The organism is Azospira sp. APE16 (assembly GCF_047901315.1).
GTDB classification, from domain to species: Bacteria; Pseudomonadota; Gammaproteobacteria; order Burkholderiales; family Rhodocyclaceae; genus Azospira; species Azospira oryzae.
The window spans coordinates 2,958,011-2,971,147 of the sequence record NZ_CP179682.1; the positions used below are offsets into that span (position 1 = coordinate 2,958,011).

General features: G+C 68.9%; 10 protein-coding genes. 4 read left to right on the forward strand and 6 right to left on the reverse strand.

The genetic code is table 11. The features are described from left to right. Nucleotides 1-44: 44 nt before the first annotated feature. From ACLSSQ_RS14130 to ppc, 6 genes are all read right to left on the reverse strand, one after another. Nucleotides 45-353, reverse strand: a complete 309-nt coding sequence (locus tag ACLSSQ_RS14130) for a hypothetical protein (RefSeq protein ID WP_014236696.1) — start codon at nt 351-353, stop codon at nt 45-47. Between the two features lie 63 nt (nt 354-416). Beyond that, a complete protein-coding gene (locus tag ACLSSQ_RS14135; protein ID WP_416243049.1) occupies nt 417-1,394 on the reverse strand; it encodes a VTT domain-containing protein in 978 nt (325 codons plus the stop codon). 102 nt (nt 1,395-1,496) lie between these two features. Beyond that, a complete protein-coding gene (locus ACLSSQ_RS14140; protein ID WP_416243050.1) occupies nt 1,497-2,990 on the reverse strand; it encodes a DegQ family serine endoprotease in 1,494 nt (497 codons plus the stop codon). A gap of 254 nt (nt 2,991-3,244) precedes the next feature. After that, a complete protein-coding gene (locus tag ACLSSQ_RS14145) occupies nt 3,245-4,834 on the reverse strand; it encodes a class I adenylate-forming enzyme family protein (protein ID WP_416243051.1) in 1,590 nt (529 codons plus the stop codon). A 188-nt stretch (nt 4,835-5,022) separates the two neighbouring features. Continuing rightward, nucleotides 5,023-5,655 (reverse strand): acetate uptake transporter, encoded by a 633-nt coding sequence (locus tag ACLSSQ_RS14150; RefSeq protein ID WP_416243052.1) that lies wholly within the window; start codon nt 5,653-5,655, stop codon nt 5,023-5,025. Between the two features lie 275 nt (nt 5,656-5,930). After that, nucleotides 5,931-8,738, reverse strand: coding sequence for a phosphoenolpyruvate carboxylase (ppc, locus tag ACLSSQ_RS14155; protein ID WP_416243053.1), 2,808 nt, complete (start codon nt 8,736-8,738; stop codon nt 5,931-5,933). Between the two features lie 197 nt (nt 8,739-8,935). On the opposite strand from ppc, the gene hemC reads away from it, so the two are divergent. From hemC to ACLSSQ_RS14175, 4 genes are all read left to right on the forward strand, one after another. Continuing rightward, nucleotides 8,936-9,895, forward strand: coding sequence for a hydroxymethylbilane synthase (gene hemC / locus ACLSSQ_RS14160; protein ID WP_130460048.1), 960 nt, complete (start codon nt 8,936-8,938; stop codon nt 9,893-9,895). 138 nt (nt 9,896-10,033) lie between these two features. Beyond that, nucleotides 10,034-10,801 (forward strand): uroporphyrinogen-III synthase, encoded by a 768-nt coding sequence (locus tag ACLSSQ_RS14165; RefSeq protein ID WP_416243054.1) that lies wholly within the window; start codon nt 10,034-10,036, stop codon nt 10,799-10,801. Between the two features lie 27 nt (nt 10,802-10,828). Further along, a complete protein-coding gene (locus tag ACLSSQ_RS14170) occupies nt 10,829-11,914 on the forward strand; it encodes a uroporphyrinogen-III C-methyltransferase (protein WP_130460050.1) in 1,086 nt (361 codons plus the stop codon). Next, nucleotides 11,911-13,113 carry a heme biosynthesis HemY N-terminal domain-containing protein gene (locus ACLSSQ_RS14175; RefSeq protein ID WP_416243055.1) on the forward strand — a complete coding sequence of 401 codons (1,203 nt, stop codon included), beginning with the start codon at nt 11,911-11,913 and terminating at the stop codon, nt 13,111-13,113. The genes ACLSSQ_RS14170 and ACLSSQ_RS14175 overlap by 4 nt, the downstream gene beginning before the upstream one ends. The last annotated feature ends 24 nt before the right edge of the window (nt 13,114-13,137 follow it).

Genomic DNA, 13,137 nt, shown 5'->3' on the forward strand with positions numbered 1-13,137 from the left:
TCTCCTGATTATTGTGTGCGCCATTCTACCGGCCCCGCCCCCTCTCAATGGCAGTGGCCGCCCACCTGGAAGGGATCGAGCAGGTTGCTGCAGATCCAGCGGGCCAGACGGCCGCGCCAGCTTTGGTCGGGCTTGTAGCGTTCCAGGCGCTGGGTGAAGGTCCATTCCCGGGGCAGGTCGAGGAAGAGGATGGTGGCGATGAAGATGTTGAAGAAGACGTCGAGGAACAGGGCCACCAGGGCGGCGGGGGCGATCAGCACCCGGGGCACCGTGGTCAGTTTGGGCCAGGCGGCCTTGCCGGCCATGGTGACGATGAAGAGCAACCAGAAAACGTAGATGTAGACGAGCAGCATGATGTTCTCCCTGAATCGTTATGGACGGCCGCGACGCCAACCCGACGTCATGGCCGGCAACGATTATGGGCGGGAGAGGCCGCCGCTGGAAGCCTCGTCGGCGACGGCCGCCATGGCGCCACCTCCGGCCTGCAGGGCCAGCCAGGCCTCGTAGCCGCCCCGCACCGGGCGCACGTTGCGGTAGCCCAGGGCCATCAGGCGGCGGGCGGCCTGCACGGCGCTGGCATCGGCGGGGCAGTTGCACAGGGTCGCCACCAGGGCCTCCCGGGGCCAGTGGGCGGCCCGCTCCGCCAGGTCGTCCAGGGTGGCGGCGGTGGCGCCGGGGAGAAGGCCCGTCTCCCGGATCATGGCCTCGCCGCGCAGGTCGAGGAACAGGGGCGGGGCGGCGGACTGCAGGGCTTCGGCCAGTTCCGCCGGGGTGAGGTGGGGAATGGCGGACAGCTTCTCGAAACGGTATTTCTGCCAGAACTTCCAGCCCAGCCACAGGCCCATCAGGGCCAAGAGCAGCGTCACGGCCAGGTTCCCGTTGCCCTGCAGGCGGGCCAGCACCTGCTGCAGTTCGCCCCGCAGCCACCAGCCGGCCAGGATGGCGCCGCCGGCCCACAGGGCCGCGCCCAGGGCGGCGGCGGCGAGGAAGGACGGCAGGGCCAGGCGCAGGGAGCCGGCGATGGGCGGGGCCACGGTGGAGAAGCCGGGGATGAACTTGGCCAGCACCAGGGACCAGGCGCCCCAGCGGGTGAAGCGGGCTTCCGTGGCGCTGACGCAGGAGCCCGGGTTGATGGAGAGGCGGCAGAGGCCGGCCAGGACCCGGTAGCCGAAGCTGCGTCCGGCCAGGTACCACACCCAGTCCGCCAGGACCGAGGCCAGCACGGCGGCGGCCAGCAATTGCAAACCGTGCAGGGGCGAGGCGGCCAGGCTGCCGGCCAGCAGCAGGGTCGGCACCGCCGGCACCGGCAGCCCCAGTTGCTGCAGCAGCACGTTGAGGAAGACCACCCAGGCGGCGTCCCGTTGCAGGGCATCGGTCAGCTGGGCAAGGTCCATGGGCGGCTCCGGAGGCAGCGGGGAATTAGGGTTGGGGCCAAGAAAAAGGGCCCGGGCTTGTCACTATAGCCCGGGCCCCGCGGGGAGTAGAAGCCGGCGGCCTCAGTCGGTGCGCACCGGCACGTAGAGGCGGGCGTCCTCCCGCTGGATAAGCAGGGCGAAGCGCTTGCCGGCCTGGTCCAGCAGTTCCTTGAGCTGGGCCGGGGAGGAGACCCGGGTGTTGTTCACCGCCAGGACCACGTCCCCTTCCTGCAGGCCGGCCCGGGCGGCGGGGCCGTTCACCCCCACCACCACCACGCCGCTGCTACCCAGGGCCGCCGCCTCTTCCCGGGAGAGGGAACGCACGGCGAGACCGACGCGGCCGCCGCCGGCGCTCTCGCCCCGGGCCTGGGGCGCCGTCTCGCTGGGCATGGCGGCCAGCACGGCCTGCTTCTCCAGGCGCTTGCCGTCCCGCAGCACGGTGAGGCCGAGCTTGGTGCCGGGGGCGCTGTCGCCCACCTTGCGTGGCAGGTCGGTGGCCTCCTCGATGGGCACGCCGTCCAGGGCGATGATGACGTCGCCGGGCTGCAGGCCGGCCTTGTCCGCCGGGCTGCTGCGGTCCACTCCGGTCACCAGGGCGCCCACGGGCTTGGCCAGGCCGAAGGATTCGGCCAGCTCCTTGGTCACCGGCTGCATGGTGACGCCGAGGCGGCCGCGCTGCACCTTGCCGGTCTTCTGCAGCTGCTCCTTGACCTTCATGGCGACGTCGATGGGAATGGCGAAGGAGATGCCCTGGTAGCCGCCGGAACGGCTGTAGATCTGGGAGTTGATGCCCACCACCTCGCCCTTGAGGTTGAACAGGGGGCCGCCGGAATTGCCCGGGTTGATGGCCACGTCGGTCTGGATGAAGGGCACGTAGGTCTCGTCCGGCAGGGCCCGGGACTTGGCGCTGACGATGCCGGCGGTGACGGAGTTCTCGAAGCCGAAGGGGGCGCCGATGGCGGCCACCCACTCGCCCACCTTGAGGCGGTCCGGGCTGCCGATGCGCACCGTGGGCAGGTTGCTGGCGGCGATCTTGATCAGGGCCACGTCGCTGCGGCGGTCGATGCCCACCACCTTGGCCTTGAATTCCCGCTTGTCGGTGAGCTTCACCGCCACCTCGTCGGCATCGGCCACCACGTGGGCGTTGGTCAGCACGTAGCCGTCGGCGCTGACGATGAAGCCGGAGCCGATGCCGCGGCTTTCCTGGGGTTGCTGGGAGCCCATGCCGGGGGCGATGCCGAAGCGGCGCAGGAAGTCGTAGAAGGGGTCGTTGGGATTGATGCCGCTGACGTTGCTGTTCTTGGCCAGGGTCACGGTGGAGATGTTCACCACCGCCGAACCCACCTGCTCCACCAGGGCGGAAAAGTCCGGCAAAGCGGCCAGGGGCGCGCCGGCGGCGGGCCCTGGGACGGCCGCGGCGGAGGCGGCGGCAACCGTGGCGGGGGCGGCGTTGGAGCGGGAGATCAGGGACAGGTCGGCCTGGGCGGCGACGAAGGCCAGCAGGCCGCCGGCGGCAAAGGCGGCGACGCTGCGGGAGAAACGGAACGGCAGGGGACGGAAGGGGATTTTGGTCATGGTCTTATATCCTCCAAAAGTTGGGGCACGGCAGAAGACTACCGAAAATCCGCCGCCATGCGCCTGACCTTACAAGGTGTTACAACGACGACACAGAACGTCATCAAGCAATGCCGGAGGAAATGGGGGCGCCGGCCGCCGAACACAAGCCCTGCCAAGAGGCAGAAGGGACGGTCATCTCCGGCATGGCATGGCGGAGATGGCCGTCCCTTCTAGGTTTGCAGCCACGCACCCTGGTGGCTCCGCGCCTGTCCCTAGATCTGCCGCTCCCGCCCGGCCCACCAGGGGTCCCGCAGGGTGCGCTTCAAGGTCTTGCCGGCGGCGTTGCGCGGAAAATCGGGGACGATCTCCACCGAATGCAGGCGCTGGTACTTGGCCGCCACCCGCTCGTTCACCCAGTCCCGCAGTTCCGTTGGGCTCGCCGCCGCCGGCTGCCGCAGGACGATGGCGGCATGGGGCGTCTCGCCCCATTTGTCGTGGGGAATGCCGAACACCGCCACCTCCCGCACCGCCGGGTGGCGGGCGGCCACCTCCTCAATGTCCTTGGGGTACACCTTGACCCCGCCGGAATCGATCATGTCCTTCTTGCGGTCCACCAGGTGCAGGTAGCCCTCCTCGTCCCGGTAGCCCAGGTCGCCGGTATGCAGCCAGCCATCCTTCAGGGCCTGGGCCGTCAGCTCGGGCCGGTTGTAGTAGCCACTCATGAGGATGGGTCCCTTGCCCACCACCTCCCCCACTTCACCGGGGGGCAGGTCGCGGCCGTCCTCGCCGACGATGCGCAGCTCGTAGAACTGGGGCGGGGTACCCACCGAGAGGGGCTTGCGCAGGGACTGGCTGCGGTCGAGCACGGTGATGAAGCCTTCGGTGAGGCCGTACAGCTCGTAGAAGCGGTTGGGCAGGAGCCGGTTCAAAGCCTGCTTGCGCTCCTGCAGCAGGGGGGCCCCGACGGAGAGGAAGGTCTCGATGCTGGCCAGCTTCTCCGCGGCGAAATCCGGGTGGTCCAGGATGGCGACGATCTGGGAGGGCACCACCACCGTGTGCGTCACCTTTTCCTGCGCAATCAGGTCGATGGCCAGGGCCGCATCGAAGGCCCCGGCCAGGACATAGGTGGCCCCCAGGTAGAAGGCGGGGAACATGGTCAGCAGGGCGCCGTTGAAGACGATGCCGCCGCTGTGCAGCACCACCGACTCCGGCGTCATGCGCCAGGTGGAGGCCAGCAGGGTGCAATAGGCGGCGCGGCAGGCGTGGGACTGCAGGATGCCCTTGGGCTGGCCCGTGGTGCCGCTGGAATACATGATGGCGAAGATGTCGTCGCCGGCGGGGTGGGGCACGGCCGGCTCGTCCTCGGAAGCCGCTGCGGTGAGGGCAGCATAGGCGGGATGGTCACCCGGGAAAGTCCCGGAATCCAAGGGCGTGGCAGATGAGGGATCGCCCTCCCCCACCACCACGATGCGCTCCCGGGCCAGGGCGGGCAGGGCCTGGCCCAGGCCATCCACTTCCGCCGCCGCAGCGGGGTGGATGAAGAGCGCCGCCGCTCCCGCATCCGCCAGCAGGCTGCCGAGGCCGGCGGCGTTGAGCAGGGGCGAGAGAGGTACCAGCACGGCGCCGATGCGCGGCACCGCCCAGTAGATTTCCAGCAGCTCCAGGCTGTTGGGCAGCACCGTCGCCACCCGGTCCCCTTTCTTGATGCCCAGGGCCAGCAGGGCATTGGCCAGGCGATTGACCCGGCGGTGGAACTGGCGCCAGGTGAGGCGCCGGGTCTGCCGGCCGTCGGCGAAGACCACGGCCGCGTGTTCGGGCCGGTAGCGGGCGTGGTGGGCGATGAGGGTGGTGGGTTGCTGCATGGGGCCTCCGGAGACGGGAGGCGGCAAAGGGCCGCCGGACAGCAGCCAGTCTAGGAAGGCGCCGGGGCCGGACCCAACGATTGTTTTGGAATATTTTTATGGCAAAAGAACGGGGCCGGGGAGGTTGCCCTCGCCGGCCCCGCTGGCAGGCGCTCCCGCCGCCTGGGCGGGAGCTGCCATGGTGGCGCTTACTTGGCCGGGCCCTTGCGGATCAGGCCCAGGGGCTTGCCCAGGGGCAGCAGGGTGCGGCCGAAGTAGCTGTTGAGGAAGATGGCGCCGGCGGCATAGAAGCCCAGCAGGCCGATGGTCAGCTCGGACCAGGCGGCGGCGCCGCTGAAGAAGGCGGGGGCCACGCCCAGCATGGTGAGGGCCAGGGAAGGCAGCAGCACGTTGATCAGCACCAGGATGGCGGCGAACACCTTGTTGGCCTCGAAGGCCGCCACCATGATGAAGATGGAGAAGATGAAGTAGGCGATACAGGCGAAGGCAAACTGGCGCGGATCGGCCTTGGCCGGATCGATCGCGCCGAACCAGCCCAGGCTGATGGCCCAGTGCATGGCCACGGCAATCCAGAACAGACCGTAGGCGCCGAGGACGATGGCGCCGAAGTAGTTGTTCTTCTTGAAGTCGATGGTGGAGGCCCAGATCTGGGCGATGGAACCCAGGAACAGGGCCCAGGGAATCAGGAAGGTGACGCCGCTGGTCCAGCCCAGTTTGGCGGAGGCGGCGACGAAAGTGACGGTGGCCAGGCCGAACACCCCCAGGGCGGTGGGGTCGGACATGACAATCTTGGTCTCCATGACCTGTGCTTGCTGCTGCATAAAAACTCCCTCGCGTTGTGTTTGATTGGATCGAGGTCGGTTTTTGCTGCCCTGGCCATGGCACAGAAAAGGGGGTAAGGCCTGGCGGCCCGCCCCCCTATTTCCAGCGACTGTCACCTGGCACCACCGCCAGGCGCAACAAATTACGAATTATGAAATCGTATTTACCGTATCTCGCCCGACACTATAGAGAGCCTTTATTTGCAGTCAATCCGCAGTGCACAATAGATTACGATTAGTAAAAACAATTACTTATAAAACATCCTGACGGGATATCAGCCGCTGTTGCGCAGACCGGCGGCCACCCCGTTGATGGTGAGGTGGATGCCGCGGCGGATGCGCTCGTCCGTCTCCCCGGCCCGGTGGCGGTGCAGCAGTTCCACCTGCAGGTGATTCAGCGGGTCCATGTAGGGGAAGCGGTTGCGGATGGAGCGCTTCAGGAGCGGGTTGTCCGCCAGCAGTTCGGCCTGCTCCTCGATGGCCAGCAGCAGTTCCCGGGTGCGCTCCCACTCGACCTTGATGCGGCCGAAGATGGAGGCCCGCAGCTCGGCATCGGTCACCAGTTCGGCGTAGCGGGAAGCGATGGCGATGTCGCTCTTGGCCAGCACCATGTCCATGTTGGAGAGCAGGGTGCGGAAGAAGGGCCAGTTGCGGTACATCTTGCGCAGGGTGGCCAGACCCGCCTCCCGCCCTTCCGGGTGCTCGCCCAGCCAGGCCTCGACGGCGCTGCCGAAGCCGTACCAGCCGGGCAGCATGAGGCGGCACTGGGCCCAACTGAAGACCCAGGGAATGGCCCGCAGGTCCTCGATGGCCTCCGACTTCTTGCGCGAGGCCGGGCGGCTGCCGATGTTGAGGTTGGCGATCTCGGAAACCGGCGTCGATTCGCGGAAATAGGTGGTAAAGCCCGGGGTCTCGTACACCAGGCCCCGGTAGGCGGCAAAGGCCAGCTGGGAAAGGCGGTCGAGCACGGCGTGGTAGGGCCGGGCCGGCTCCACCCGATTTTCGTGGTCGGTGAGGGTGGCTTCCAGGGTGGCGGCGGCGAGAATCTCCAGGTTGCGCCGGCCCACTTCCGGGTTGGCGTACTTGGAGGCGATCACCTCGCCCTGCTCGGTGATGCGGATCTGGCCGGAGACGGCGCCGGCGGGCTGGGCCAGGATGGCCTGGTAGCTGGGGCCGCCGCCCCGGCCAACGGAACCGCCGCGGCCGTGGAAGAGGCGCAGGCGCACGCCCGCTGCGGCAAAAACCCGGGTCAGGTCGATCTCGGCCTTGTACAGCTCCCAGCCGGAAGTGAGGAAGCCGCCGTCCTTGTTGCTGTCCGAATAGCCCAGCATCACCTCCTGCTCCTCGCCCCGGGCGGCCACCAGGGCCCGGTAGGCCGGCAGGGCAAAGAGGCTGGCCATGACCGGGGCGGAGCGGCGCAGGTCGTCGATGGTCTCGAACAGGGGAATGATGTTCACCGCCAGCTTCGGTTGGGCACCCGGAATCAGCAGCCCGGCCTCCTTGGCCAGCAGGGCCACTTCCAGCAGATCAGAGGCGCCGTCGGTCTTGGAGATGATGCAGTTGGGCAGGGCGGCGTCGCCGTAGCGGGCCTTCAGTTCCCGGGCGGCGAAGAAGATGGCCAGTTCGCCGGCCGTCTCTTCCGAATACGCCAGGTAGGGCGAGTAAAGGGGCCGGGGGCTGGCGATTTCCTCCGCCAGCAGGGCGATGCGGGCGGCTTCGTCGAGGGCGGAATAGGCTTCGACGGAAGGCAGGCGGCCGGCCAAGGCCAGCAGTTCGGCAACGCTGCGTTCGTGCACGTCCGAGTTCTGGCGCAGGTCGATGGGGGCCAGGTGGAAGCCGAACACCTGCACCGCCCGGATCAGGCGGCGCAGGCGGCCCCGTGCCAGCAGGCCGGCGCCGTGGGCGGCGAGGGAGGCGGCCAGCACCTGGAGATCGGCCACCAGGGCGGCGGACGAGTCATAGGGCGCGCTCTCGGCCACGGCGTGGCGCAGCGGCGGGTGCCGGTCCAGGGATTCGGAGGTGGCGGCCAGGCGGGCATAGATGCCGGTGAGGGCGCGCCGGTAGGCTTCGTCCGCCCGGTGGGGGGAACGGTCCGGGGAGCGGTCGGCCAGGGCCGCCAGCTCCGCCGACACGGGCAGCAGCATCTGGGACAGGGGCAGGTCGGCGCCGAGGGCGTGGATTTCGTCGAGATAGAAATCCAGGGCGGCGGACGACTGCAGGCGCAGGGCTTCCTTGAGGATGTCGGCGGTGACGAAGGGGTTGCCGTCCCGGTCGCCGCCGATCCAGCTGCCGATGCGGAAGAAATTGGGCAGGTCCCAGGACTGCTCCGGGAAGCGGGATTTCAGCTGATCCTCGAACTGGCAGTAGAGCCGGGGCAGTTCGGCGAAGAAGGTGTCGTCGTAGTAGCTGATGCCGTTCTTCACCTCGTCCACCACCGCCAGCCGGTTGGGCCGCAGCATGCGGGTACGCCACAGGGTGAGCACGGCGGCGCGCAGGGCGGCGTCGTTGTCGGCCGCCTCTTCCGGGGTCATGGCCACCCGGTCCCGGGTATCCAGCAGGCGGGCCACCTCCCGCTGGCAGTGCAGGATGCTCTTGCGGCTTACCTCGGTGGGGTGGGCCGTCAGCACCGGCGAGACCAGGGCATGACCCAGAGCCTCGGCCAGGGCCTCGCCGCCGACGCCGGCTTCGGCCAGGCGCTCCAGGGCGTAGGCCAGACTGCCTTCCCGCGCCTCGGAGCCGGCGATTTCATGGGTGCGGCGGCGGCGGATGTGGTGCTGGTCCTCGGCGATGTTGGCGAAGTGCAGGAAATAGGTGAAGGCCCGCACCACGGAGAGCATGGTGTCCCGGGGCAGGCCGTTGAGGATGGCGGCCAGCTCGTCCCGGGCCGCCGGCTCCTGGTCCCGGGCGAAGCGCACGGCGATCTGGCGGATGGTCTCGACGGCGGTGAAGGCCTCGCCGCCCTCCTGTTCGCGCACGGTGTCGCCGAGGAGGCGGCCGAGGAGGCGGATGTCCTCCCGCAGGGGCTGGTCCTTGTCGGCGGCGGCAGAGAGGTCGGCAGAAGGGGCGGGAGCGTGCAGGGACACGGTTTTTCCTTGGATGCGAATCATGACCCGGCCAGATTACTGCGCTGCAACAGAGGCGCCTATGGGGGTTTTCACCGATGCCGCGCCGGGGACGGCGCTTTTGTGCCGCATCAAAGTGGCGCCCCGCCCCCATGCTAGAATGGGCGCCACTTTTTCCACCCGCCGCACGGCATTTTCACGCTTTTCCGGGGACCGCTTTGACCACTACGCCCGCTACTGTCACCACTCCTTCCCGCATCGTCATCGCCTCCCGGGAATCCCGCCTGGCCATGTGGCAGGCCGAGCACGTGCGCGACCGCCTGGCCGAGATCCACGCCGGCGCCGAAGTCTCCATCCTGGGCATGACCACCCAGGGCGACCAGATCCTCGACCGCCCCCTGTCCACCATCGGCGGCAAGGGCCTGTTCATCAAGGAACTGGAAGTGGCCATGGAAGAAGGCCGGGCCGATCTGGCGGTGCACTCCCTGAAGGACGTGCCCATGGACATGCCCGAGGGCTTCGCCCTGGTGGCCATCTCCGCCCGGGAGAATCCCCGGGATGCCTTCGTCTCCAACAAATTCCGCGGCCTGGAAGACCTGCCGGAAGGCGCCGTGGTCGGCACCTCCAGCCTGCGCCGGGAAGCCATCCTGCGGGCCAAGTACCCCAAGCTGCAGATCCGCAGCCTGCGCGGCAACCTGGACACCCGCCTGCGCAAGCTCGACGAGGGCCAGTACGACGCCATCATCCTGGCTGCCGCCGGCCTCATCCGCCTGGGCCTCTCAGACCGCATCCGCTCCGTACTCACCCCCGAGCAGTCCCTGCCGGCCCCCGGCCAGGGCGCCCTGGGCATCGAGGTGCGGGCCGACCGCCTGGATGCCGCCGCCTGGGTGGCGCCCCTCAACGACGCCACCACCGCCGCCTGCGTCATCGCCGAGCGGGCCTTCTCCCGGGCCCTGGGCGGCAGCTGCCAGATTCCCCTGGGCGGTTACGCCGAAATGAAAAACGGCCAGGTCTGGCTGCGCGGCTTCGTCGCCAGCGTGGACGGCCAGCAGATGGTGGAAGGCGAAGCCTGGGGCACCCCGGTGGAAGCCGCCGCCCTGGGCCGCCAGCTGGCCGAGGACCTGAAGGCCAAGGGCGCCGGCGAAATCCTCGCCGCCCTGGCTTGTGCCAAGCACTAAAACCTTTTAGCCACAGAGGGCACAGAGAACACAGAGAAAAGCGAGGGCAAAGCAAAGGCAAAGAGTTGCCGCTGACGTGGATTCCCTCCTCTCGGTTTTCCCCTCTGTGTTCTCTGTGCCCTCTGTGGCAAAAATGACATGCCCCTGACCGGCCGCACCATCGTCGTCACCCGGCCCCGGGCCCAGGCGGACAGCCTGGCCCAGGCCATTGCCGCTGCCGGCGGCACTCCCCTGCTCTACCCCCTGCTGGAAATCGAGGCCGCCGACCCGGCGCCGCTGCAGGCCGTGGCCCCCCGTCTGGCGGACTACGCCATCGTCTTCTGCGTCAGTCCCAATGCGGTGGAACACGCCCTGCCCACCCTCCTGGCGGCCGGCCCCTGGCCGGCAGGCACCCGCCCGGCCGGCGTCGGCACCGGCACGGAAAAGGCCTGGGCCCGCTTCGGCCTGGACCGGGTCATCGCCCCCAGGGAACGTTTCGACTCCGAGGCATTGCTGGAACTGCCGGAATTCCGGGCCGAGGCCGTGGCCGGCAAGAAGGTGCTGATCCTGCGCGGCGATGGCGGCCGGGAGCTGCTGCGGGAAACCCTGGAAGCCCGGGGCGCCACGGTGGACGTGCTCACCTGCTACCACCGCCGCCCGCCGAGCCAGGGCACGGCAGCCCTGGAACAGGCCTGGACCGCCGGCCGCCTTGATGCCATCATCATCTCCTCCAGCGAAGCCCTGCGCCACCTGTGGCAGTTGCTGGACGAAGACGGCCGCCGCCGCCTGGCCCAAACGCCCCTGTTCGTCCCCCACGAGCGCATCGCCCAGGGGGCCAAGGACCTGGGACTGCAACGGGTCATCCTCACGCCCCCTGCCGACCAGGGCCTATTGGCCGGCTTATGCGCCTATAATTGGGCTCAATAATTCGCTTCAGACAACACGGCCCCAGCCATGAACGACTCCCTGCCCCCCAACGAGAGCCCTGCCCCTGCCGAGACGACGCCTGCGGCGTCCCCCACCCCGCCCCTGGCCAAGCCGCGCCAGGAAGCCTGGCGTAATCCCTGGATCGGCGTCGCCGTGGTGGCCCTGGGCCTGGCCGGCTGGCAGTGGGTGGAAACCCGCATCAAGCTCTCCGACACCCAGCAGGAACTGGCCAAGCGCCTGGCCGACGCGGACAGCCTGTCCAAGGAAACCCGGGGCGTGGCCAAGCAGTCCCAGGAGGAAGTGGGCCGTCTGCAGGCCAAGCTGGGGGCCCTGGAAGCCAAGCTGGCCGAATCCCAGAACCAGCAGGCCGCCCTGGAAAACCTCTACCAGGACCTGGCCCGCAACCGGGACGAAGCGGCCCTGGCCGAAATCGAGCAGAGCGTCACCCTGGCCGCCCAGCAGCTGCAGCTGGCCGGCAACGTGCAGGGCGCCATCCTGGCCCTGCAGGCCGCCGACGCCCGCCTCTCCCGCAGCGAACGGCCCCAGTTCACCGCCCTGCGCAAGACCATCAACCGGGACCTGGAAAAGCTGCGCGCCGCGCCCTATGTGGATGTTTCCGGCATGAACCTGCGCCTGGAAAACATCATCGTCGCCACCGACACCCTGGCCCTGGCCTTCGACGAGCGTCCCAAGCCCGAGAAGGAGGCCAAGGAAGCCGCCGCTGACGGTACGCCCGCTAGCGGCTTCTGGCAGCGCCTGGGCCTGGACCTGTGGAGCGAGGTGAAGGGTCTGGTGCGCATCCAGCGCTTCGACCGCCCCGAACCGGCCCTGCTCTCCCCCTCCCAGAGCTTCTTCCTGCGGGAGAACCTCAAGCTGCGCCTGCTCAATGCCCGCCTGGCCCTGCTTTCCCGGGACCAGTGGACCTTCCGCAGCGAGCTGAAGATGTCCCAGGCCTGGCTGGAGCGCTACTTCAACACCAACGACAAGTCGGTGCAGACCGCCATCGCCAGCGTCAAGCAGCTGGCCGGCACCGAAATCGTCATCGAGCTGCCCCTGCTCAACGACAGCCTCAACGCCCTGAAGACCCTGAAGCTGGCCAAGGAGCGCAAATGAGAGGCCTGTTCTGGATTCTCGCCCTCTTCGCCGCCGCCGTCGGCCTGGCCCTGGCGGCCCGGGTCAATGACGGCTACGTGCTGGTGGTGTTCCCGCCCTGGCGTCTGGAAGTCTCCCTCAACCTGCTGATCATCGGCCTCATCGCCGCCTTCGCCGTGCTGCACGGCCTGCTGCGCCTGGTCTCCCTGACCCTGGGCCTGCCCGCCCGGGTCAGCGAGTTCCGCGAACGGCGCAGCAAGGACAAGGCCGCCACCGCCCTGCAGGACGCCCTGCGCCACTTCTTCGAAGGCCGCTACGGCCAGTCCATGAAGCGGGCCGAGGAATCCTTCAGCGCCGGTTACGTGCCCGGCCTCTCCGCCCTGGTGGCGGCCCGGGCCGCCCACGCCCTGCGCGAAAACGCCAAGGAAGGCCAGTGGCTGAAGGATGCGGAAGGGGACAACAACCTGAAGGTGGCCCGCCTCATGCTGACCGCCGAGATGCGCCTGGACTCCCGGGACTTCAGCGGTGCCCTCGATGCCCTGCGCCAGCTGCAGGAAACAGCCGGCCGCCACATCGCTGCCATGCGCCTGGAGCTGAAGGCCCAGCAGGGCCGCAAGGACTGGGAACAGGTATTGCGCCTGGCCCGCCAGCTGCAGAAGCGGGACGCCATGGCGCCGGAACAGGCCCGGGAAATCATCCTCAAGGCCCACCGGGAAAACATCCGCCAGCGCCAGGAAGACGCCCCTTCCCTGCTCGCCTACCTGCGCACCATCCCCAGCCGGGAAGGCTCGCCCCGCCTGGCCGCCACCGTGGCCCGGGCCCTGCTCAGCCTGGACGCCAAGGCCGAGGCCCTGAAGGTGGTGGAAAGCACCCTGGAAAAGTGCGACGAGGACGACTGGAATTCGGACCTGGTGGAAATCTACGGCCAGGTGGCCGTGGCCGACACCGATGCCGGCGAACTCACCACCCGCATCGCCCGGGCCGAGGGCTGGCTCAAGCAGCGCCCCCGGGACGCCGGCCTGCTCCTGGCCCTGGGCCGGCTGTGCCTGCAGCAGAAGCTGTGGGGCAAAGCCCAGAACTACCTGGAGGCCTCCCTCTCGGTGGAAGAAAGCCGCGACGCCCACCTGGAACTGGCCCGGCTGCTGGACCAGCTGGAGCGCCCCGGCGAAGCCGACCGCCACTACCGCCAGGGCTCGCGCCCGGACCTCTACCGCAACTGACGGCCCGACGGGCCCCTACGGGGG